The organism is Nitrospirota bacterium, assembly GCA_030645475.1.
In the GTDB taxonomy this organism is placed as follows: Bacteria; Nitrospirota; Nitrospiria; order Nitrospirales; family Nitrospiraceae; genus Palsa-1315.
Genome location: JAUSMA010000068.1, coordinates 109,220 through 127,961, shown reverse-complemented (window position 1 = coordinate 127,961; position 18,742 = coordinate 109,220). Strand labels below are relative to the sequence as shown.

Annotated in this window: 16 protein-coding genes; 12 read left to right on the top strand and 4 right to left on the bottom strand. The window is 58.5% G+C overall.

Annotated features, from left to right (window positions below):
• The 12 genes from Q7U76_14920 to Q7U76_14865 all read left to right on the top strand — a co-directional run bounded on the left by Q7U76_14920 (position 1) and on the right by Q7U76_14865 (position 12,010).
• The gene (locus tag Q7U76_14920; GenBank protein MDO8357677.1) at positions 1–930 is read left to right on the top strand and encodes a response regulator; all 930 of its coding nucleotides are present in this window, start codon (positions 1–3) and stop codon (positions 928–930) included.
• A gap of 143 nt (positions 931–1,073) precedes the next feature.
• Positions 1,074–1,538 (top strand): DUF420 domain-containing protein, encoded by a 465-nt coding sequence (locus Q7U76_14915; protein MDO8357676.1) that lies wholly within the window; start codon positions 1,074–1,076, stop codon positions 1,536–1,538.
• Positions 1,539–2,128: 590 nt separating this feature from the next.
• Entirely contained in the window at positions 2,129–6,037 is a 3,909-nt protein-coding gene (locus Q7U76_14910; protein MDO8357675.1) for a PAS domain S-box protein, read from the top strand.
• A gap of 81 nt (positions 6,038–6,118) precedes the next feature.
• Positions 6,119–6,844 carry a response regulator gene (locus tag Q7U76_14905; protein MDO8357674.1) on the top strand — a complete coding sequence of 242 codons (726 nt, stop codon included), beginning with the start codon at positions 6,119–6,121 and terminating at the stop codon, positions 6,842–6,844.
• A 380-nt stretch (positions 6,845–7,224) separates the two neighbouring features.
• A complete protein-coding gene (locus tag Q7U76_14900; GenBank protein ID MDO8357673.1) occupies positions 7,225–7,683 on the top strand; it encodes a DUF420 domain-containing protein in 459 nt (152 codons plus the stop codon).
• Between the two features lie 336 nt (positions 7,684–8,019).
• A complete protein-coding gene (locus Q7U76_14895; protein ID MDO8357672.1) occupies positions 8,020–8,337 on the top strand; it encodes a hypothetical protein in 318 nt (105 codons plus the stop codon).
• On the top strand, positions 8,319–8,504 hold the full coding sequence (locus Q7U76_14890; protein MDO8357671.1) for a chemotaxis protein CheB: 186 nt from the start codon (positions 8,319–8,321) through the stop codon (positions 8,502–8,504). The genes Q7U76_14895 and Q7U76_14890 overlap by 19 nt, the downstream gene beginning before the upstream one ends.
• Before the next feature lie 80 nt (positions 8,505–8,584).
• A complete protein-coding gene (locus Q7U76_14885) occupies positions 8,585–8,923 on the top strand; it encodes an STAS domain-containing protein (protein MDO8357670.1) in 339 nt (112 codons plus the stop codon).
• Between the two features lie 27 nt (positions 8,924–8,950).
• The gene (locus Q7U76_14880) at positions 8,951–10,195 is read left to right on the top strand and encodes a SpoIIE family protein phosphatase (GenBank protein ID MDO8357669.1); all 1,245 of its coding nucleotides are present in this window, start codon (positions 8,951–8,953) and stop codon (positions 10,193–10,195) included.
• Between the two features lie 15 nt (positions 10,196–10,210).
• Positions 10,211–10,570 (top strand): Hpt domain-containing protein, encoded by a 360-nt coding sequence (locus tag Q7U76_14875; protein MDO8357668.1) that lies wholly within the window; start codon positions 10,211–10,213, stop codon positions 10,568–10,570.
• Positions 10,567–11,463: a response regulator gene (locus Q7U76_14870; protein MDO8357667.1), complete on the top strand. Its 897-nt coding sequence runs from the start codon at positions 10,567–10,569 to the stop codon at positions 11,461–11,463. Before Q7U76_14875 ends, Q7U76_14870 begins: the two co-directional genes overlap by 4 nt.
• Positions 11,464–11,641: 178 nt before the next feature.
• Positions 11,642–12,010, top strand: coding sequence for a pentapeptide repeat-containing protein (locus tag Q7U76_14865; GenBank protein ID MDO8357666.1), 369 nt, complete (start codon positions 11,642–11,644; stop codon positions 12,008–12,010).
• A 98-nt stretch (positions 12,011–12,108) separates the two neighbouring features.
• Here Q7U76_14865 and Q7U76_14860 read toward each other — a convergent pair whose 3' ends face one another.
• From Q7U76_14860 to Q7U76_14845, 4 genes are all read right to left on the bottom strand, one after another.
• Positions 12,109–13,554, bottom strand: a complete 1,446-nt coding sequence (locus Q7U76_14860) for a sigma-54 dependent transcriptional regulator (protein ID MDO8357665.1) — start codon at positions 13,552–13,554, stop codon at positions 12,109–12,111.
• A 71-nt stretch (positions 13,555–13,625) separates the two neighbouring features.
• On the bottom strand, positions 13,626–15,878 hold the full coding sequence (locus Q7U76_14855) for an ATP-binding protein (GenBank protein ID MDO8357664.1): 2,253 nt from the start codon (positions 15,876–15,878) through the stop codon (positions 13,626–13,628).
• A gap of 43 nt (positions 15,879–15,921) precedes the next feature.
• On the bottom strand, positions 15,922–16,890 hold the full coding sequence (locus tag Q7U76_14850; protein ID MDO8357663.1) for an ABC transporter substrate-binding protein: 969 nt from the start codon (positions 16,888–16,890) through the stop codon (positions 15,922–15,924).
• On the bottom strand, positions 16,890–18,440 hold the full coding sequence (locus Q7U76_14845) for a PAS domain S-box protein (GenBank protein ID MDO8357662.1): 1,551 nt from the start codon (positions 18,438–18,440) through the stop codon (positions 16,890–16,892). The genes Q7U76_14850 and Q7U76_14845 overlap by 1 nt, the downstream gene beginning before the upstream one ends.
• Positions 18,441–18,742 lie beyond the last annotated feature (302 nt).

Sequence of the window (18,742 nt, the reverse complement as noted above, 5' to 3'; positions counted from 1 at the left end):
ATGGAACAGCGGACGACGACCATCCTTGCCGTCGACGATGATGCGGTGAATCTTGAGATCATCCAGGAAAGTCTCGCGGAAGCCGAGTATCATATTGTCACGGCTTCGGACGGTGAACAGGCCTGGGCCTTGCTGCAGGAAGACCCGGATCGGTTCGACGCCGTGCTGCTGGATCGGATGATGCCGAAGATGAATGGCATGGCCTTGCTGGCGCTGATGCAAGCCGATCCGGCGATCAAGTCGATTCCCGTTATCCTGCAGACCGCGGCGGCCTCCACGGAGTCCGTCCGTGAGGGGCTCAGTGCCGGCGCCTATTATTACCTCACCAAGCCGTATGAGAAACCGATCTTGCTGGCGATCGTCCGCTCGGCTATCGAGGGGTATGCGCTGCATCGCCATATGCGTTCGCAGGCACAGTCGATTTCTCATGCGTTTACGCTCCTCAGTGCCGGACGGTTCCATTTCCGCACGCTCGCTGAAGCGAGGAGCCTCGCCTCGCTGATCGCCGGGCTCTTTCCCGACCCCGAGAAGGTCGGTGTCGGGATCTACGAACTGATGCTCAACGCGGTGGAGCATGGGAATCTGGGTATTACCTATCAGGAGAAGTCGGCGCTCCTGGCTACCGGAAGCTGGGAGAAGGACGTCGTACGCCGCCTCGCGATGCCGGAATATGCCGCTCGATATGCCACCGTGGAGTTTGACCGCGAGCCTGGTTCGATTCTTTTGGTCATCCAAGATCAAGGGACGGGATTCGACTGGCGGCCTTACCTGGAATTTACGCCGGAGCGCGCGTACGATCTCCACGGACGGGGGATCGCGATTGCACATCAGTTGTGCTTCACCAGTCTGGAGTATCGGGGGAAGGGGAATGAAGTGGTGATTACCCTGGATTGCCCCGAGCTCACTCCGACGAATCTGCGCTCGACATAGCCTCCTTACCTGCGAAGGGAAGGGCCAGGGCCGTATAGATTTGGACGGAATCGACCGATACAGATCTACCTGCGAGCTGTTGTCTCGCCAGGACCCAGTCGGCTTCATCGCATGCAGCCCATCACCGGTGTGAGGCGGGATACATGGACCTGAAAGCGTTTCTCTGGTACGCGGTGTTGACGAGCCTTACGGGTGCCTACTTGGTCGCGATGGTGGGTGTCCGTTCGGCGCACCATCATGATGTCTCCCATCATTCACGCCGTATGATCGTGGCCTGCACGATTGTCGGGATCTGGCTCGTGGCCTACGTGTTGAAGCAGGTCCTCTTCGGGCGGGAGCAATTCGGAGGGCCGGACTCGCATTACTGGTCGCTCTATGTGCCGCTGTTTTCCGTCCATATGGCGCTGGCGGTCACGACGATCGGCCTTGGCGGCTACAATCTCTACATGGGGCTCCACCGGATTCGCTACGGGAGCGTGGGCGCGATGTCCTCCAGGCTATCGATGCATCGCCGGTTGGGGCAACTCTTAGTCTGGACATTTTCCGGCACCATGGTGACAGCCTATCTGGTCTATCTCATGTTGTTCGTCTGGTACCCTGCTTCGTGACACGGATTCGGCTAAGAGTTTCTCGTTCCTAGTTTCAGGTTTCAAGTTGTGCGGAAGGACCCTCCGAAAACTAGAAACCAGAAACTTGGAACGAGCAATCAGGCTGACCAGATGAACCAGATCAATCCGTCTCGCTCGTCTCGCGCCGCGAGCCTGCGGGAGTGTTTTCCTGTTGTGCCAACATAGTTTTCGCAGCCTGCTAGAGGCTCGAGATGACTCCCTCAGCTCTCTACGCGACCACCTGCTCTTATCCCGAATGGATTCTCGAATCTGCTGAGCCTTCCCATGGGCGTCAGGAGACGGCGCATTCTGCAAGACCGGCCACGGGGTCGTTCCGACCCTGATCACGTTTCACCCCTGTTAAGTTCATGCACGAACAAACCGACAAGATACGTGAAGAGCAACGTCGAACAACGACACCTATCCGTATCAGCTGAAGCGTTCTAGGCAGCCAACTCATCAGCAACGGCGTAATCGATCTCAAGGGGAAGAGGTGGGAGCAAGGCTGCCTGCCAATTATGCAGGTGCTATGGCGCAGCCTCTCCCCTGACGATCACTCACTCGATCAGGCGTCGTAACGAGGCCACCGTATGGATAGACCACCGAAAATCCGTTCCTACGCTCGTTGGCTGCCGGCGCTGATCGTCGCTATCACGTTGGTCGCTCTGCTGCTGGGGGGCCTCGTCCTCCAGTATGTCGAAACGAGCATGGTGGCCTCCGCGGGTCAGAGCCTCGCGTTGGCCGCTGTCGATATCGCGGACAAGCTGGACATGCAGATGGCTGAGCGCCACGGCGACGTTCAGATGTTGTCGCGGTCATTGGTGTTTCAGGGGCACGACTATCCGGCAATGGAGCGACGGCTCCAGGCCTTAATGGAAACCTATCCCGTCTATCGCTGGGTGGGAGTCACGGATATACAAGGCCGGGTTCTGGTTTCGACCGACCGAACTAGTAAGGGCCGCGATATGAGTGGGGAGCCGGGCTTCCGGGCGGTGCGGGCTGGATCACGCGCCGTGGTTCAGGAGGCGGCACCGGACGACGAGGGGGTCTTCGCGGTGATGTTTGTGAGCCCACTCTATGATGCGCGCGGCGCGTTTATCGGTACGGTGATCAGCCAAGTGGGGTTGCCGGTCCTGGAGGATGTCTTCGCGCGGGTCGTGAACGCGTTGCAGGCCCAATGGGGAACAGGGGCGCGCATCGAGTATCTGTTTCTGGATCATGAAGGAGCGGTGTTCGTCGATTCGTTTCTGAGAGAAGAGGGACGGGTCAACCTCAAGCAGCAGAGGGTCCTCTCGGCGCAGTTGCTTGATGCGGCCCCAGCCGGATTCATTGAAGAACAGCATGCCCGCCGGCAGGTCGATGTCGTGACCGGGTATGCGCAGACCAAGGGGACAGAAGATCTCAAGGGTCTGCGGTGGGGCGTGTTGGTGCGCGTGGACCGGAGCGACATCCTGGTTCCAATCAGGGACATCATCTGGAAAATCGGGGCGGCAGGTGCCGGCATCGGACTGCCGCTGATCGGAATCCTGCTCTGGAGTATTACCCGCCTCACGCACTCGTGGGGGGCGGCGGATGAGGAGCGCAACCGGGCACAGGTTGCTGAACGCAAGTTTCACATGCTGCTGGAGAATGCGCCGGCTGCTATCGTGCTGGCCAATGTCGAAGGCACCATCGTGTTAACCAACCGGCAGGTCGATCTGCTATTCGGCTATGCACCAGGCCAGTTGATCGGTCACTCTGTCGAGATGCTGATGCCTGAAGCTGTCCGGGACGTGCACCGCACGCACCGCGCCCGCTACCACGAGTCGCCCGTGGCGAGGCCGATGGGACTCAACCGCACGATTGTCGGTCGTCGACAGGATGGGACCGAGTTTCAGATCCAAGCCGGCTTGAGCTATCTGGAAACGGAGGAAGGCTCGTTTGCGATGGCAGTCCTTAGCGATATCTCTCAGCGGAAAAAGGAGGAGGCCGAACGGGAGCGCCTGGGTCGTGAGATTCGTCTCTTGCTGGATTCGACAGTCGAAGGGCTCTGTGGCATCGATTGTCAAGGCCGCTGCACCTTTATCAACCGGGCCGGCGCAGCATTGCTCGGGTATCAGCCTGACGAGTTGTTGGGCAGGGACCTGCATGAACTCATTCATCACTCCCATGAAGATGGCTCGTCGTATACCTATGCCGAGTGCCCTATCTACCGAGCATGCCAGGCCAGTCAGGGGTTCCAGACCGATGAGGACGTGCTCTGGCGGCAAGATGGGACGGCCTTCCCAGCCGAGATTGCCTCGCGTCCCGTCTTTGAGGCCGATGTGTTGAAAGGTGCGGTGGTGACCTTTTCCGATATTACCGAACGTAAGCAGGCGGAGGCGGAACGGCGGGAGCGTGAAGCGGCGCTCGCTCACTTCAAGTCCACGCTCGACCAGACGCTCGACTGCGTGTTTATGTTCCGTTCCGATACGCTGCGCTTCATCTACTGCAACCGCGGGGCATGCGAGCAGGTGGGCTACAGCCCAGCCGAGCTGTTCCAGATGACGCCCGTGGACATCAAGCCAGAGTTCACGCTAGAGCGTTTTCAGACATTGGTGCGGCCGCTGTTCGACGGCACGCAGCCTTCGCTGATCTTCGAGACCCTTCACCGGCACAAGGATGGGCACGACATTCCGGTGGAAATCGCTCTGCAGCTCGTGCAGCAGGCGGGTGGGGAACCGCGCTTCGTGGCCATCGTTCGCGACATCACCGAGCACAGGCAGGCGCAACAAGAACTGCTGGCGGCGAAAGAGCTGGCGGAGACGAGCGCCCGCACCAAGAGCGAGTTCTTGGCCACCATGAGTCACGAAATCCGCACCCCTATGAATGGGGTGATCGGCATGACCAGCCTTCTGCTCGACACAGACCTCACGCCGGAGCAGCGGGAGCTCGCCGAGACCGTCCGCAGCAGCGGCGATCATCTGCTCACCGTCATCAACGACATCCTCGACTTTTCCAAGATTGAAACCGGTAAGATGAGCCTGGAAATCCTCGACTTCGACCTTCGCACCGCGGTCGACGAGACGCTGGATCTGGTGGCCGCGCGCGCGGTTGGCAAGGGGGTGGAGCTGGCCTGTCTGGTTCATGCGGATGTGCCTGCCGTACTCCGTGGCGATCCCGGACGACTCCGCCAGATCCTGCTCAACCTCGTGGGGAACGCCATCAAGTTTACGGAGCAGGGTGATGTGGTGCTGTCCGTCAAGCTGCTGCACCAAACCGATACCGGTGTCACCGTACGGTTCGAGGTGCAGGACACCGGCATCGGCCTGTCTCCTGACGCGCAAGGGCGCCTGTTTCAGTCGTTCAGTCAAGCCGATAGCTCGACCACGCGCAAGTACGGCGGCACAGGATTGGGGCTCGCCATCTGCAAACAGCTCACGGAACTCATGGGTGGCCAGATCGGTGTGGACAGCCGGCTGGGCAAAGGCAGTACCTTCTGGTTCACGCTTCAGTTCGGCACACCGCAGCCAGGCACATTGTCGGTGCTGGACCTGGCCTCCCAGGATTTGCGAGGGCTGCGCCTGTGCATCGTGGATGACCATCCCATCAACCGCCGCATCCTGGAATTGTACGCCACGAAATGGGGAGTCCGGTGCCTGCTGGCGGAGGCTGGCTCCCAGGCCCTGGAACGCTTGCGTACCGCGGCAGCGGATGACGACGCGTGCGACCTCGCAATCATTGACATGCAGATGCCGGTGATGGATGGCCTGGAGCTAGCCAGGGCGATCAAAGCCGATCCTGCGCTGGCGTCAACCAGGCTCGTTCTCTTGACGTCCCAGGGCCAGCGCGGCGATGCCAAGGCGGCGCACACAGCCGGATATGTTGCCTACCTCACCAAGCCGGTGCATGAGTCGCAACTGTATAATTGCCTCACGGTCGTTGTGAAACTGCCAGCGCAGGCCACCTCTGGCGCGGGACAGTCCAGTGACCGAACGCCCCCTTCCGAGCTTGTCACTCGCCACAGTTTGGCCGAGGCGAAAGCGCGGGCCACCGCTCGGATTCTGCTTGCCGAGGATAACATCGTCAACCAGAAAGTCGCCGTACGCATGCTGGAAAAGTTGGGCTATCGCGTGGATCTCGTGGCCAACGGCCTGGAGGTCCTCGACGCACTGGCGCGCATCCCCTATAGCGCGGTCTTGATGGACTGCCAGATGCCGGAAATGGACGGATTCCACGCAACGCGTGAAATCCGCAGGTTAGAGGCAATAGGCACGGGACACGCGGCGACTGATTCCGGGACTATTCGCCCTTCGCCCCTGGCCTCTCGCCATATCCCCATCATCGCCATGACGGCAAACGCCATGCAGGAAGATCGAGACCTGTGCCTTGCAGCCGGCATGGATGACTACCTGAGCAAGCCTGTGCGATCCAAACTGTTGGCAGAGATTCTCGCGCGCTGGGTCAGCGCGCCGGCCTCGAGCTCCGACTCAACAGATGACCGTCCGCTGCAGATCGCCTCTGGCGAGACGGCCACTTGATCGCCCGAGAGGCCCTGCGGTGTGGAAGCGGTGCCTCTGTTGTCACCACACTAGTACATGAGACGGCAAGGAACGAGCACGATGTCTATTCTGATCGTTGAAGATAATCCGGTCAACGCGAGGCTGTTAGTGCTCATGCTGCACGCACAGGGGTATCAGACGGTGGTGGCCAGGAATGGAAAAGAAGCACTGGCGACTGTGCCTGAAACACCAGACATTCAGCTGATCATCACGGATTACATGATGCCGGAAATGGATGGGCTGGAGTTTATTGTGAAGGTCAGGGACTTGCTGAGCCCTAACCATGTTCCCATTCTTGTCACATCGGCGCATGCCGATCTTGAGACCATCACACGGGTGCAGGGCCTACAGTGCGATGGCTTCCTGGTCAAACCCATCGACAGGCAAGAGTTGACCAAGCGGGTTGAGCACCTCATGAGATCTCAGCCGCTCGTGCTTCTTAGTGCGCAGAAAACGATGGAGAGATTGGACATTGAGTTGGCGGAATATCACGAACTGGCCAATGCGTTTGCGGCCCAATTGTCTGCAGCCCTACCGATTGTGGTGTTGGAACAAGGAGACTCGGACGAGCCCATTTCCGAGAATCTGGGGCGGTTGCTGAAGGAACTTGCGGAAAGCGCGTCCATGCTTGGTGCCGATAAATTCTTACTGTTGTATTCGAAGTGCATGGGGCCACCTCTGCCGACTCGGCCGCAATGCTTTGTATTGTGGCGAGCTCTTCAAGAATTAGAAACGACACTCCAGGCATACATACAGTCTCAAGCCAATGCCGTGGCGAAGGACTGAGGCGGCCTTCTTCCCTTTGGTATGACGCCCGTTCTCACCCTCATCAGGCCGACGTGACCCTGCGACGGTTTCCGTGTCTCGCTGGTCCTTCCTGCACGGGGTACGAATAGGAGCCGAATGGCAGTGCCACTCATCGCGTTGATTCTTGAGGGGGATTTCATCAGACATGTCGGTTCGGGTCAGGATGCCACTGGGAATTTCCGTAAGCCCTCACCTCTGAACAAGTTCCTTGTGCCTATGCAGAATAAGAATGTTCCGGCTACTCTCTCCTCGCTATCGCGTCAACTGGCCGACGTGGGTTGTTACGCAAGGGGCCCGCTAAACCGATAGCGCACTCACCGGCACGAATCTCTCCCGCTTCATTGGGGGGCGTTATGGACATGAAAAATTGGCTCTGGTATGGCGTGCTAACCAGCATCACTGCTGCCTACCTGGTTGCGATGGCCGGCGTTCGATTCGCGAAGCAGCATGAGGTATCGCATCATTCACGCCGCATGATCGTGGCCTGCACGATCGTCGGGATCTGGCTTGTGGCCTACGTGTTGAAGCAAGTCCTCTTCGGGCGGGAGCGATTCGGAGGGCCGGACTCGCACTACTGGTCGCTCTATGTGCCGCTGTTTTCTGTTCATATGGCGCTGGCGGTCACGACGATCAGCCTTGGCGGCTACAATCTCTACATGGGGCTCCACCGGATTCGCTACGGGAGCGTGGGCGCGATGTCGTCTAGGCTATCGATGCATCGCCGGTTGGGGCAACTCTTAGTCTGGACCTTTTCCGGCACCATGGTGACGGCCTATCTGGTCTATCTCATGTTGTTTGTCTGGTATCCGAGGTCTTAAGGCGGACGGGGATAGGAGTTTTGAGTTTCAGGTTTTAGGTTTCTGGTTCGGAGGCTGCTCCCTCCAAAAACTCGAAACTCGAAACTCGAAACCAGAAACGCCCAATTTCCCCCACCAACCAGATAGTCTAAACAGACTCATCCCCCCCCTCCCTCTTCCCTACTCGGCAGATTCTGCCCACCGCTGGTGAGTCAAGAATCGACAGCAACCAACCGATAGAGACTCGACAGCCTGTATAGTGCAGGGTCTGTGGTCACCTCTGATGCATGAGCGGTCATTGTCACAGCGGTGGCAACGCTGTGCTCGCTGTTCGCCCTATTCGGAGCGGCGCCGGTTATGGACTACTCGATTTCACCCAAGGAGTTCGAACAGTTTTGCGCGCTCATTTATCAGGAGTGCGGCATCAGTTTGAATGACAGCAAAAAAACTCTGCTCGTGTCCCGGCTGTCCAAACGGCTAAGGACGTTGGAACTGGATTCGTTTCAAGCCTACTACGATCTGGTTGCAGGCGAGACGGACGGGGAGGAGTTAACACTACTGCTCAATCTTGTCTCGACGAACAAAACCGACTTTTTCCGCGAGCCCAAGCATTTCGACTTTCTTTGTCAGCAGATTCTTCCGGCACTTCAATCCACTTGGCGCGTCAGGATCTGATCGTCGGCGTTTTCCACTGTCGAGGAGTCTCTACCGTCGCTCAAGATGAGGCAAGATGTGTCGCGGTTGGGATGCCGAAAGAAGCGATGAGAACGGGAGGTGTCGATATGATTTTTCTGCTGGACGATATTCCTGCGGCAATGCTCGCTTACGCAAGCTGTCTTTGAAGAAGGGCCGGACAGATGTGCCGCGCTTGTCTGGCCGTCGATGACATTATCCGTGCGTCATGCCATGAAAGGACCTGCATATGGAAATTACACAACGTGCTTCGAAAGACGCGACCGTGCTGGATGTGAAAGGCGATCTGACATATAGCAATCGGGCGGCGTTCAAGACCGCAGTCGAACAGGTGAAAAGCCGGAACTGCCAGCATCTCATTGTGAACCTGGAGCAGGTTCGATTCGTGGACAGTTCCGGTCTCGGGTTACTCGTCCTTATGTCCCAGAGCTTCAAGCTTCAACAGGCCCAGTTCAGTCTCCTGAAGCCGCAGAGTTACGTGCGGGAAATCATGAGCCTGGCGAATATTCCGAAAATGATCCCGATCTATGAGACCGAGGGGGACGCGCTGACGGCGCGTGCGGCGTAACCACTCCGATCACGAAGGTGCAGGCTCATGAATCACAACTCAACTCAACGTATCGCTCATTCCTTCGGTTCGTCGGCACCAGCCTGTTTTATGGTCGCGACGATCTTGCTGGTGGAGGATGAACCGGTGACGCGGATGAGCATGGCGGCGCGGCTAAAGCGGTTAGGGCACCGGGTGTTGGAAGCAGGAAACGGACGAGAGGCGCTTGACGTGGCTGGGCGCGAACGTCCCGATCTGATCATCGTCGATTGGATGATGCCGGAGATGGACGGCCCCACGTTCTGCGAAACGGTACGGCGCGATCCGACGATGAAATCCATCTATATTTTGCTGATGACCTCCCACGATCAACCGGCGCAGATTGCCGAAGGGTTGGCGCGGGGGGCCGACGATTTTCTGAGTAAGGCGGCCAGTAAGCAGGAAATCACGGCGCGTGTGTTGGCCGGTTTGCGCACCGGCCGATTAGTGCGTGAGCTGGAAACGACGGGCGCTCAGCTGGAGTCGTCCATGCTCCTGCTGCAAACGAAGCAGACGGAGATGGAATCCGATCTGCAGTCGGCCGCTGCGTTCGTCCATTCGTTGTTACCCCCGCCAGGAAACCCGGCTCCAGGCCTTTCGTTGGCCTGGGAGTATCAACCGGCGCTGACATTGGGCGGCGATCTCTTTGGTGTGGCCGCTATCGATGCGGACCACCTGGGCCTGTATATTCTCGATGCGTCCGGACATGGTGTGGCGGCTGCCTTGCGGTCGGCGTCGTTGATGACGTTCCTCCAGGTGCCAAACATCCTCCGGCAGAGCGGTTCATACGATCCTGCGAAAGTGTTGCACGAAGCGAACCGGCAGTTTCCCTTGAGTGCTGAAGGAGAGTATTTCACGCTTTGGGTCGGGCAGATCCACCTGCCGACACGCAGCCTATCCTATGCCTCGGCCGGTCATCATGGCGTGCTGCTCAGCCCGGCAGAGCGGCCTTCTCGGTGGCTGACGCGGCCCTCTTCGCCCCTTGGATTCGACCAGGCTGCCGTCTTTACCGGCGACCAGATTACTTTGCAGCCCGCGGATCGATTGTTTTTATTGAGCGACGGCATTTACGAAGCGCCGTCTACAACCGGAGAGCCCTGGGGCCGCTGGAGGTTCCAGCAAGCCGTCGAGGCACAACAGCATGTCCCGCTTGCCGCCACGATTGCCCATTGCTTTACGGAAGCCAGACGCTGGCAAGCGCAGAGCGATTTTTTAGATGACGCGGCGGTGGTGGGGCTGGAACTAAGTGTGTGATCGGAAGAACCATACATGGATACATTAGAGGTGTTCGTGCTGTCCGAGGCGTTGGACCTGGCCGATGGCGATCAGGAGTTGTTCCTGACGTTGGCGAACCTCTTTATGCAAGAGAGCCCTAAAGAGGTGGCTGCGGCGCATGCGGCGTTAGTCCGGCAGGATTGTCACGGGCTGGCGGCGGCGGCGCATAAGCTGAAGGGATCTGTCCTGCCTATTTGTGCGCCGCGCCTCTTCGAGCGTGTGCAGCGTCTGGAAATGCTTGGACGCCAGGGCGACTGTACCGAGGCCGAGTCGGTTTGTGCGGATGTCGAGAGATGTTTGGCCGAGGTGCATGCCGCGCTTCGGGATTTGATCGCCGGAGGATTTCCATCATGAACGCCACACCGTCGCGTACGTTACTTGTCGTGGCAGACAATCCCGATACCCAGACTGTGATCCTGGAACATGCGCGGGCGAAGGGACATTCGGTGATTGCTGCCACGACCCCGGCACTCGGATTGACGACGTTCGATATGACGCAGCCCGATATCGTGATTATGGACCTCTTTCTGCCGGATCAGGACGGGATGACGTTGGTGAAGCAGATTCGTGACCGCCGTCCGACCTGTCCCGTCGTGCTCCTCACCGACGCAGGGCACGATGACTCGACGATGGAGGGGTTGCGCGCAGGCGCCCTGGATTATGTGCAGCAACCGATTCATGAGGAGGCCTTTGCACAGGTCCTGCAACGGGCGATCCATTCGCTGCCTGCCTCCGTGGACGATGCGCCGGGCGTCGAACGGTTGGAGTATGTGCTGGTCATGGGCCCCGACCCGAATTACGTCGAGAGCACGGTGACCTGGCTCATTCAAGGGACGGCGATGGGGCTGATGGAGGCACGACAGCTCCATCTTCGAGCCGCGTTGCAAGAACTGGTGATGAATGCGGTCGAACATGGCTGCCTCGAACTTCGCTATCGCGACAAGATTGAGGCTATGGCGAAAGACCAATATGACGCGCTGATTCAGCAACGACGGCAGGACGCTCGTTTTCGAGACCGGCGGGTCACGATCCGCGCGATCTACGAGAAGCGGCAACAGATCTTGACGTACCAGATTGCCGATGAGGGGAAGGGATTCAATTGGAAGTCGCGCGGGAACCTTCGTCTTGATGCCTGCCCGACAGGGGATGCCAGCGGGCGTGGCATCTTCCTCACGCAGTCGTTCTTCCCCGACCTTCGTTATAACGATAAGGGCAACGAGGTCACGTTTACGGTTCGTCTGGCATGATGCTGAAACAGTCCGCTAGGTAGGAAGCGTTGAACGGTGAGCGATGGACGATGAATAAGGACTGGATCGTCATTTCCTCGTTCATCGTTCGGACTTCAGCGATTCATTCGCCTGGCAGCTCCTCAAGTCGGCCAGGAAAGTTCCGATAGATAGATAGAGCGATCACGATCGGAGACTCATGGACGCGAACAACCCTGCCCGTTCAAAACTGCGCATTCCCAACGATCCGATGTATCTCTTGCTTCGCGAAGGCTGCATCACCGAATTCAATGCCAAAAAAGCCTCGGGAGAGAAGGTCGATCTGCGGGGGTGCGATCTGCGTGGTCTTGAGCTGCGTGGGCTAGATGCCGATGGCTTGGACTTCACCGACTGTTATTTTCGTCAGTCGGATCTGCGCAGCATCGATTTTCGAAACGCCCGACTTGAAGGCGCCAGCATCAACGCCGCAAAGATTTCAGGCGCCTACTTTCCCGTCGAACTAACCGCCAGTGAGATCGAACTTTCCCTCCTCCACGGCACCCGCATGCGCTACCGCTCGGATAAGTAAGGCGGACTCATGGCTGAAGGTTGACGTGCTCGAACCTTTAGCCTTTGGGTCGCGCTTCACGCTTCCCGAGATACGCGTCACGGGTATCGAGAATCCAGTCACTGTGCATCGTCGACGGATGAGGGGGCTGGTCCCGTAGGGGCTCTGCCTGGGATGTCTTTTTGCCGGAGCAGTTTTGTGAGGTAGGTCCGTTGAAGGCCAAGCTCTTCGGCGGCTCTGGTTTGGTTCCACCCATTCCTGCGTAGCGCTTCTTCGATGATCTTCCGACTATAGGCTTCTACGCTTTCATGATAGAGACGGAGCGGAGCGCCTGTTTCGGTGTCGGTCGTCGAGGGGAACGGCGCATCTGATAGATGCAGGCACGCGGGCTCAAGGATATCCTCGGGGCACAAGATGAGGGCGCGTGTCAGCACATTCTCCAACTCGCGGATATTGCCAGGCCACTGATACTGTTGCAATGCCTGTAAGGCCTGGGCACTGAGGGTACAGGGGCGATGAATCCCCATTCTGACCCCGCGATTGAGAAAGTGCTGGGCGAGTGCCGGGACATCGTCCATTCGTTCACGTAGGGGCGTGAGTGTCACGGTGATCACGGCCAGCCGATAGTAGAGATCTTCACGAAATGTGCCTTGTTGGATCGCGCGACGAATATCTTTGTTCGTGGCCGCGATGAAACGCACATTGGTGTGAACCGGCTGGGTTCCGCCCACACGATAGAAAGTCTGATCCTGGAGGACCCGCAGGAGGCGGCTTTGCAAGAGCAGCGGCATATCTCCAATTTCGTCGAGAAACACCGTTCCGCCCTCAGCCACCTCGATCTTGCCTGGCTCCCGTTTGATCGCTCCGGTGAACGAGCCTTTTTCATGGCCGAACAGTTCGTTCTCGAGGAGCTGTTCCGGCAGGGACGCACAATTGACCGCCACAAAGGGTTTGGAACGGCGCGGGCTCCATCGATGAACGGCGCGGGCGACGACTTCCTTTCCCGTTCCGGTTTCCCCGAGCAGGAGGACGGTCACGTCGGACGTGGATGCTTGTTTGGCGATCGTGAGTTGGACGGCCATCTTGGCATTGGCCCCTACGAGATGTTCATAGCGATCGTCGACTTCTTGACGGAGCACATCGACTTGACGCTGCAGCGCCACGGTGGCGAGAGCTTTTTGGACGACAACAGTGAGGTGGTCGGCGCTGAACGGTTTCGCCAAGAAGTCGAATGCGCCGAGTTGCATGGCATGCACCGCACGCTCGATGGTGCCGAAGGCGGTCAGGATGACGATGAGCGGTGTGGTGTAGGCTGTGCTGGTGGCCCGTTCGGTCCGCTGCTCGCTGTGCGAGCTGGCTCTCACCCGTTCTAGGATTTCCAGACCGGAGAGGAACGGCAGCTCCAGATCCAGGAGGACAAGATCGAATTCTCCCTGCTCGATCAGACGCAACGCGTCCTTGCCGTTGTCGGCTGTGACAGGCTCATGCCCCATCCAGGTGATACGATTCTCGAGTCCGAGAAGAATATCGCGATCGTCGTCGACGATTAGGATTTTGGCGCGCATGGTGTCAGCCGCGATAGTGGATTTCTAGTGAAAGTGTAGACCTTAGGCACGAGAAAATATACTCCTCTCTCTCATACGCCGCCCTCAGCACGGGTTTCTTCTTGCGAGGACGCGACCGGCATCGTGAAATACAAGCGCGTGCCGGCTCCAGGTGTGCTTTCGACCCAAATGCTTCCGCGATGCATCGCCACCAGGCTTTTTGTAATGAAGAGGCCGAGCTGCGCGCCCTGAGCGGCGGGGATCGCCGACGGCACTTTCGAGAACTCCTGAAAGAGTTTTTCGAGATGAGCCGGGTCGATTCCGCAGCCGGTGTCAGCGACGCAGGTTTGGACGAAGCCTTCGGGGATCGATTGGAAGTCGACGGTAATGCGGCCGCCGGGCGGGGTGAATTTGATCGCGTTGCCGATCAGGTTCCAGAGAACCTGTTCCAGTTTATCGGGGTCGCCCAAGACCGCAGGAAGCCCATCCTCATGCACGATCTCGATGGCGATCGTTTTTTCAGCCGCCACGGTGCGCAAACTATCGGCCACCAGGAGGGCCGTGGCTTCAACGCAGACCGGTTTGAGGCAGAGGACTTCCTTCTGTGACTCAAGGCGCGACCAATCGAGGAGTTGATTGATGATTCGGGTGAGTCGATTCAGGTTGTGCTCGATACGTGTGAGATAGGTGACTTGCTGGTCGCTCACAGGCCCTGCGATCCCGTCGCGCATATTGTCCGCAAAGCTTCGGATCACGGTCATGGGGGTGCGCAATTCGTGAGACGCGACGGAGAGAAACAGCGACCGCCGCCGATCCTGCTCTTGGAGCCGTTCGTTGGCGATCGATAATTCCATGGTGCGGTCCGTGATGCGTTGTTCGAGGTGCTGTGTCAGTTCTTCGAGGTGCGAATAGGCCCTGGCATTGTCGATGGCTGCGGCCACATGGCTGGCAATCGTCAGCAGCATATGGAGATCCTCGTCCGTGCAGGGTTGCGATCCACGGTCGGCGGCGAGGTATCCGAGTATCTGGTTGTGACTCTGGAGCGGGACCGCGACGAAGGATGTGACTCCTGTCCGGCGAGCTAACGCCAGCACCGATGGGTGCATGCGATTCGACACGACATCGAGGCTCAGGATAAGCAGGGGCTTGCCGTGAATCAACAGATCCGCCTGGAGACTGCCATCGTTCTGGATGGGCACCTCAAGATGACGGGCCGCTTCCACAATGTCGGCCGTGACACCTGCGACTTGAGCCACAGATGCGGAGTCTCGCTCGGGCTCCCGCAATACCAAGAGCATCCGTGTAAAACCCAGGTTGGCCATCAGGAGTTGGAGCACCGTGTTGAGGAGCTCGTCTAGGTCCAATGTTCTGGTGATGGCCGCACTTGCCTCATGCAACGTGGTCAATTGGCCGACTTGATGTTTAATGGTAGCGAGGTTTCCGGTGATGGCGAGGCTTCGTTCCTGTAACGAACGGGTCATGAGGTTAAACATGCTCGTCAGCTGTCCGACTTCGTCGCGCGTGGAGGGTGTGAGGGGCATGGGCGACTGGCCCTCAGCGACTTGTCTCGCCACGTCGGCAAGTCGCCTCAATGGTTTCGTGATTCGGAGGGTGAGGAGGTGGGCGCCCAACATGCCCGCGGCGATGATGAGCGCGGTGAGGAGAAAAATGTTTCTGATCATCGTCGCGAGCTCGTGCTTCACGTGCGCGTCGGTCAATCCTATCTGGACGACACCGGACAGGAGTGTCGTCGAGGCGTTCGTGTTCCCTTCATCCAGCAGGATAGAAAAGGGCGGCATCGGGGTGGCGTCATGGCCTTTCCGCAGCACCGGCATGGCAAAGTCGTACACCTGTTCTTCCCAGGCGAATCGATTGCCCAATGAGTTGGAGATGGAGAGGCGGGTCATGTGAGGAATGTTGCTGGAAGAATGCACGTACTGTGTGGCGATGTCGGGGTCCGGGTACAGGGGACGGTCGATGGACCGTGCAAGGCTGCCAGAGGATGGGCGGGTGCCTTTCGTCTGCCGGGCGAGCACCGTACCGTCTGGCCGAGTGATGACGACATACACCACATCCTGAACCGCCAGAAGGCCTTCCGTGAATTGCTGGAGCGTGGCGCGATCTTCTGCGACAAGACCCGCAAATCGAAAGTGATCATTGTGCACCACGCTCGTGAGCAGGATCGCGCCCAATTGCTGAAGGTTGTCGATCATCGCCTCGCGTCTCTTTTCCACGAAGTACCAGCTCAAGGTTGAACAGGCGACGATCAGAATGAGGCTGAAAAACAGCACAAACTTTGAGCGTAGGCTGAAGAACCGGTTCGCCGGGAAGGATCTGGGACCCATGGGGCCCTCTGCCGTGTCTGGACGATTCATATGCCTGTCCCCATCAATAGGTTTCATCGATGAGACTCGTTAGCTCTTTCGTAAACGTCAGGCCCAGGAACTTGGCGGTTTTAAGATTCATCGTGATCTTGATGCGCTCGATCGGGACGGGGTTGAGCGGCAGCAGCCGTTCCCCATCGAGAATACGTTTGGCGAGCAGGCCGGTCTCTCGACCGACTTCACCATAGTTGACGGACATGCTCAGCAGCCCTCCCAGACGAGTAAACTCCGGTGAGAAGCCGATCACAGGTATCTGGCGCGCCAATGACGATTCCAGGATGAATTGCACGGACTCGTTCGTCAGTACCGTGGAGTCGGGCATGAGCCAGAGGGCTTCCACATCCCAGAGTAAGACACGCAACTGCTGCGGCACGTCTTTCTCACTCTCGACGGGAAGCCCCTTCAGTTGAAAGTCGGCGTTGGTGGATTGCCGCACAGCCTCCCTCACCCGCGAGGACGATTTGGCGGGGTCGTAGAGCGTCCCGAGCCGGCGGAGGGTCGGGAAAAACATCCGCATGATCTTGAGCTGCCGGTCGACGGGGACCTCCAGCAATGTGCCGGTCATGTTGCCGGCTGTGAGCTGATGTTTGAGCGGGTCCAGGATCATCATGTAGACGATCGGAATCTCGATAATTTCTAATTTTGCCGCCAGCGCGGCCTTGAGCCCCACGGCGACCACCAGCGATGTATTGGATGCGCGTAACTTACGCGCGAGCTTCTTGCCGAGGTCCAGGTCGCCTTGCATATCGTATTCGGTATAGATCGCGCCTATCGGGCCGGTGGCCTTTAGGCCAGCAATCGCCTCGTGGTAGGCCGCGATGTCCGAAGATTGGAGGATCGCGATGTCCATCGCGGCGGATTCGGAGACGAAGAGGGAAGAGAGTCCCAGCCACAAGACGAGTCTTGCCACTGCCCAGGCCGTGACGGCGTATGCTGAACAGACGGGCTTCTCGATGTCAATAATGGTGCTCATCAGACTGTCGTCGCCTGTGTGGTGCGGACCATCCCTAACATGTGCACGGCGTTCCCGTCACGATCTCGAATAATGTGACCGGTCCAGACGAACCATCGGAGGCTGCCGTCCTTTCGCATGACCCGATGCTCAAACAACACCTCTGTGCCGGGCTGTTCCATGGCGCGACTCATCACCTGCGCGGCTGTCTGCCGGTCATCCTGGTACATCAGCGCAAGCCATTCCTGCTGGGTATGTGGCCGTAAGCGCTCCGAGACGCCAAGCATGTCGTCGACTTGCCGCGACCAATAGATTCGTCCGGTTTGGCAGTCCCAGGACCAGCCGCCCACTTCTGTCGAGGTCAGGGCCAGGCGGAGCTGCTCTTCATGGGTGCGGAGGGCGGTTTCGATCTGTTTGCGCTCGGTAATGTCGGTCGACATACCGCAGACCGCGTAGGCTGTGCCGGTGTGATCGCACAGCGGGAATTTGATGGAGATATAGGTATGCGCGCCATCCGAGTGTGGCGCCTCTTCTTCATACTCGACCGTGCGTTTCTGCTCCAGCACGACCAGATCGTTGGTGCGAAACTTGTCTGCAATATGTGAGGGGAAGATCTCGTGATCGGTATGGCCCACGATCTGATCGGTTGTCAGGTTGAAGATCTGTTCAAACCGTCGATTCGTCAGGAGATACCGGCCGTCGGCGTATTTGACGTAGATGACTGCTGTGGTGTTGTCGGCCACTTCTCGCAGAATCTGATCGCTCCGGCGCAGTGCGTCCTCGGTCTTCTTTCGCGAGGAAATATCCCGAATGATGCCACTGTAGAAGTTTCCGGCAGTCGTGTTCCAGGTTGCCAACGAGAGTTCGATGGGGAATTCGGTGCCATTCTTCCTCAGTCCGTGTAACTCCACCACGGATCCGATCACGCGGCTCGTTCCCGTGGATTCCATGCGAGCGAGACCCTTTTCATGTGCGGAACGGTACCGTTCCGGCATGAGGAGGGTCAGGGGTGTGCCGATTGCGTCCTCGCTGGCATATCCGAAGAGCCCCGCCGCAGATCGATTCCAGGAAATGATTACCCCGCGCCCATCGGCTACCAGGATCGCGTCGGTGGCCGACTCGACCAGCGAGCGGAAGCGGGCTTCGCTTTCGTGGAGAAGATGCGCTGTCAGCTCGGCCTGTACGCTGAGTTCCTTGACTCCGATCGCGCGCCGCAGCGTTTGTCTGAGCTCTTCCCGATGATAGGGCTTGGTCAGATAGGCAAACGCTCCCTCTGTCAGGGATCCCACGGTGCGGTCCGGCGAGATATGGGCCGTGACGATCACGACGGGGAGAGACGGGTCCAGGCGCTGAGTTTCTTTCAAGACATCGATCCCATCGCCGTCCGGAAGGCCCAAGTCCAGGAGGATGGCGTTGAAGCGATGGGTTCGAATGAGTTCGATGGCGCCGGCGACGGTGCCGGCCACGGTGACGGCGTAGCCATCATGGAGCAAAAGATCTCGCAGCCCGATCACGAGGTCCGGGTTATCTTCCACGACGAGCACGGAGTGGCGACTCGCTGCAGTGACCATTGAGGCCTCAGCGACCATAGCGGTTCGAGTGGTCGGAGTCATCGCGCGGTTGCGCGCTCTGTGTATTATAAACAGAATACGATCGCGATAACTGTCCCCTGTGTCTATCGTTCAGGTCCCGATACGTCAACCATTGCGCATCCTGCTTGAATGCGCTGGTTGTGCCGAGGCTCGAACTCTCGAAACTCTCGCATGCCTTCATCGGCGTCCTCTCGCAGGATGCTGAAAAAGTCCGCCAGCGGCGTTCTCGCTTCACGAAGAGACTCAACGTACCGATGCGTACGCCTCGCCTCTTCGCTCGC

What these genes read in the sequence shown, in the direction of transcription:
- Q7U76_14920 (MDO8357677.1), top strand. Translation starts at nt 1, where the DNA reads ATGGAACAGCGGACGACGACCATCCTTGCCGTCGACGATGATGCGGTG.
- Q7U76_14915 (MDO8357676.1), top strand. Translation starts at nt 1,074, where the DNA reads ATGGACCTGAAAGCGTTTCTCTGGTACGCGGTGTTGACGAGCCTTACG.
- Q7U76_14910 (MDO8357675.1), top strand. Translation starts at nt 2,129, where the DNA reads ATGGATAGACCACCGAAAATCCGTTCCTACGCTCGTTGGCTGCCGGCG.
- Q7U76_14905 (MDO8357674.1), top strand. Translation starts at nt 6,119, where the DNA reads ATGTCTATTCTGATCGTTGAAGATAATCCGGTCAACGCGAGGCTGTTA.
- Q7U76_14900 (MDO8357673.1), top strand. Translation starts at nt 7,225, where the DNA reads ATGAAAAATTGGCTCTGGTATGGCGTGCTAACCAGCATCACTGCTGCC.
- Q7U76_14895 (MDO8357672.1), top strand. Translation starts at nt 8,020, where the DNA reads ATGGACTACTCGATTTCACCCAAGGAGTTCGAACAGTTTTGCGCGCTC.
- Q7U76_14885 (MDO8357670.1), top strand. Translation starts at nt 8,585, where the DNA reads ATGGAAATTACACAACGTGCTTCGAAAGACGCGACCGTGCTGGATGTG.
- Q7U76_14880 (MDO8357669.1), top strand. Translation starts at nt 8,951, where the DNA reads ATGAATCACAACTCAACTCAACGTATCGCTCATTCCTTCGGTTCGTCG.
- Q7U76_14875 (MDO8357668.1), top strand. Translation starts at nt 10,211, where the DNA reads ATGGATACATTAGAGGTGTTCGTGCTGTCCGAGGCGTTGGACCTGGCC.
- Q7U76_14870 (MDO8357667.1), top strand. Translation starts at nt 10,567, where the DNA reads ATGAACGCCACACCGTCGCGTACGTTACTTGTCGTGGCAGACAATCCC.
- Q7U76_14865 (MDO8357666.1), top strand. Translation starts at nt 11,642, where the DNA reads ATGGACGCGAACAACCCTGCCCGTTCAAAACTGCGCATTCCCAACGAT.
- Q7U76_14860 (MDO8357665.1), bottom strand. Translation starts at nt 13,554, where the DNA reads ATGCGCGCCAAAATCCTAATCGTCGACGACGATCGCGATATTCTTCTC.
- Q7U76_14855 (MDO8357664.1), bottom strand. Translation starts at nt 15,878, where the DNA reads ATGGGTCCCAGATCCTTCCCGGCGAACCGGTTCTTCAGCCTACGCTCA.
- Q7U76_14850 (MDO8357663.1), bottom strand. Translation starts at nt 16,890, where the DNA reads ATGAGCACCATTATTGACATCGAGAAGCCCGTCTGTTCAGCATACGCC.
- Q7U76_14845 (MDO8357662.1), bottom strand. Translation starts at nt 18,440, where the DNA reads ATGGTCACTGCAGCGAGTCGCCACTCCGTGCTCGTCGTGGAAGATAAC.